We start from the raw sequence: 2762 nt of genomic DNA, 5'->3' as shown, positions 1-2762 counted from the left end.
CTATCGGGCAGCACTTATAATGATGGGGTACTAGTAACCAGACAAGAGGTGGTTTAATGTCCGAATATTCTCAAATACAAACTTATATCAAAAGTAACCCGGGAAATTTCAAGGACGTTGTTAAGCAATTTGCAGAAGTGCTAAACTCTCTGGGACTTGATTCTAAATACTTCACAACTGATCAGGAATGGGAACTCTTACACACTCTGTTGGTTGGTGGTGACGCGGAAGAACAGTTATTTAATAATGGTGGGTACCAACTCCATATTCGACCATATATGACGGGATGGACCCCACAGGAAATAAAAAAACTCCAAGACACTTGGATAGAAGTTAGTTTACTGTTCTTGACAGTAGAAATTGAAAATCGAATTAGACAGATAAAAGATGAACACAAACCCCTCGTATGGGCAATGATGGAAAAGTTCTCAAAAGAGTTTACAGTAAGCGGAGTGTTTTTCACAAACGAAGTTTCAGATGGAAGACCTTGGGAGGCATTAATATCTGGGGAAAAACAAGGCATATGGGAATTTGATGCAGCCATTCTGCCTGAATTTTTGTCTCATACATATAAGGATTGCCCTACTGAAATGTTCATTAGCATTAATGCAAACACAATTTTTGTTGCCAGGAAGTCTATCTGGAGGACTGAACCTTGGTTGACAATTGATTAAGCTAAGGGGAGGATTTAGTAACTTACTACGAGGCTGATCAGGTAGTTTGATAGCAAACAGAGAAAATTACATACAATATGCCGATCGTTTAAAGTACTTTACCACTCCTTTTAGAATTGTCTTCATTATTCTTATAAATGACCTTGTATAAACTTAAAAATGCCCAATTTATTGATGTTACCCCTAGGCTTATAATATTAGTGAACTTAATGAAGTTCCCACATTCTCCTAATCACCAAATTGTTCAGGATATGTAAATTTGGACGGGAGGTCCGGGATTTTAACAGGAGAGGTGCAACTAATGAAACTTGCAATCGATGTGCCGGATGCCAAAAAAATCCGTTTAATCGTTAACAGCGATGCTAAGAATGAAGCGGACGACCAATATGCTATTGTTCATTCGCTGTTAACTTCTCAGTTTGTCATCAAAGGCCTGATTGGTGCCCACTTCGGAAGTGAGAGAAGTAAAACCTCAATGTTAGACAGTGTGAAGGAAATCAAGCATTTACTGGATATCATGGGTCTATCGGGAGAGTATTCTGTTTTTCATGGGGCTGAATGTGCAATGCAGGACGAATGGACGCCAGCCTTATCTGAGGGCGCTGAGCTTATCGTGCGAGAAGCCATGTCAGACGATCAGAGACCTTTATTCGTGATTTTCCTAGGAGCCATCACGGATCTGGCTTCGGCTTACCTCATGAATCCAGGGATTGCCGATCGTTTGACAGCTGTATGGATCGGAGGAGGAACTTGGCCGGATGGTGGAGAAGAATTCAACCTAGCGAACGACATCCACGCAGCGAACGTCGTGTTCAGCTCTCCGATGCCGCTATGGCAAATTCCTAGAAACGTGTACAGCAAGATGCGGGTCAGCCTCACGGAATTAAAACAAAGAGTAGAACCTTGCGGCGCCATTGGTCGATATTTGTATGATCAGTTGCTGGAAATTAATCAAAAATGGGCAAATAATCTGTGTTGGCCTAGAGGTGAAGTATGGACTCTGGGAGATTCTCCAGCGGTAGGATTGCTTATGCACGATCAACCATTTGATTATGATTTAAAGCCGGCACCTCGGATATCCCCGGACTTGACCTATGTCCATCATCAAGAGGAGAGGCGAATCAGGGTATATCGAGATATCGACGTTCGTTTTATTTTGGAAGATATGTATGCCAAACTAGAGTTGTTCAGTGCGGAACGCGCTAACGACGAACGATAGTTAAACCAAAACAGGGAGCAGACCGCCGCGGTGCTGCTCCCTGTTTCATTGAGGTAACGAGCAGCAGTTCCATTGCTAATACCGGTTAGTATATACTTAGAAAAACCATTTTGCCTGGAGGAAACCATGTCAGAAAAAAAAGAAAAGGTCTATTACGAACGGGGAACGAATGAACTAGGAGCGAAAAGCATGCGAGCACAAAGGCTTGTGAAGGCCTTAATGACTGCGATCCCGAGAATGGACAAGAGAAAGAACGGTTGATTCGAGAACTGTTTGGCAGCGTAAGTGAAGGCATTAGCATCGAGCATAATTTTCATTGTGATTTGGGTTACAACATTCATGTTGGACGTAATTTCTATGTCGGTTATAATTGCACCATATTGGATATGGCAGAAGTCCGTATCGGTGATGATTGCATGATAGCACCGAATGTCGGGATCTACACGGCTGGTCATAATATTGGACCCAAGGACCGAAATAAATCTGGTTACGGCATCCCCATTACGATTGGAAATAATGTTTGGATTGGTGGGCATTGTGCAATTCTGCCCGGGGTTTCAATTGGTGATAATTCAGTCGGTTCAATAGTAACAAAAGATGTGCCAGCAAACACAATAGTCGCAGGAAATCCAGCCAAGGTACTCAAACAGATTACAGAGGAATAGCTTGATGATTATTAGCAGATGGGGATTGAACTAACGGATAACGTTAGTTCAACAAACTACAAAATGAGGCTGCCGTGAAATTGATCGGCAGCCTCATTAAGCTATACGAACGGGCAGCATTCCTATAATGAAGAAATACGAGAGTTGAGAAACAAAAAGGCTCCTTGGTATGATGTTTATGGGTCCTAGATGCTAGCCAGCGAC

Annotated in this window: 4 protein-coding genes; all 4 read left to right on the top strand. The window is 42.4% G+C overall.

What is annotated here, in order from left to right:
• The first annotated feature begins 56 nt into the window (after nt 1-56).
• Nucleotides 57-674, top strand: coding sequence for a hypothetical protein (locus BK127_RS41915; protein WP_076238541.1), 618 nt, complete (start codon nt 57-59; stop codon nt 672-674).
• A gap of 301 nt (nt 675-975) precedes the next feature.
• Entirely contained in the window at nt 976-1893 is a 918-nt protein-coding gene (locus tag BK127_RS41910; protein WP_076238540.1) for a nucleoside hydrolase, read from the top strand.
• Nucleotides 1894-2019: 126 nt separating this feature from the next.
• The gene (locus tag BK127_RS46045; protein WP_372237429.1) at nt 2020-2154 is read left to right on the top strand and encodes a hypothetical protein; all 135 of its coding nucleotides are present in this window, start codon (nt 2020-2022) and stop codon (nt 2152-2154) included.
• Nucleotides 2151-2558: a sugar O-acetyltransferase gene (locus BK127_RS41905; RefSeq protein WP_083689996.1), complete on the top strand. Its 408-nt coding sequence runs from the start codon at nt 2151-2153 to the stop codon at nt 2556-2558. Before BK127_RS46045 ends, BK127_RS41905 begins: the two co-directional genes overlap by 4 nt.
• Nucleotides 2559-2762: the final 204 nt, after the last annotated feature.

This window comes from Paenibacillus sp. FSL H7-0331 (genome assembly GCF_001956045.1).
Note: the sequence above shows the minus strand (reverse complement) of the source record. Positions and strands in the feature narration are given on the sequence as shown.

Coding starts and splice junctions, on each gene's coding strand:
- BK127_RS41915 (WP_076238541.1), top strand. CDS start 57: ATGTCCGAATATTCTCAAATACAAACTTATATCAAAAGTAACCCGGGA.
- BK127_RS41910 (WP_076238540.1), top strand. CDS start 976: ATGAAACTTGCAATCGATGTGCCGGATGCCAAAAAAATCCGTTTAATC.
- BK127_RS46045 (WP_372237429.1), top strand. CDS start 2,020: ATGTCAGAAAAAAAAGAAAAGGTCTATTACGAACGGGGAACGAATGAA.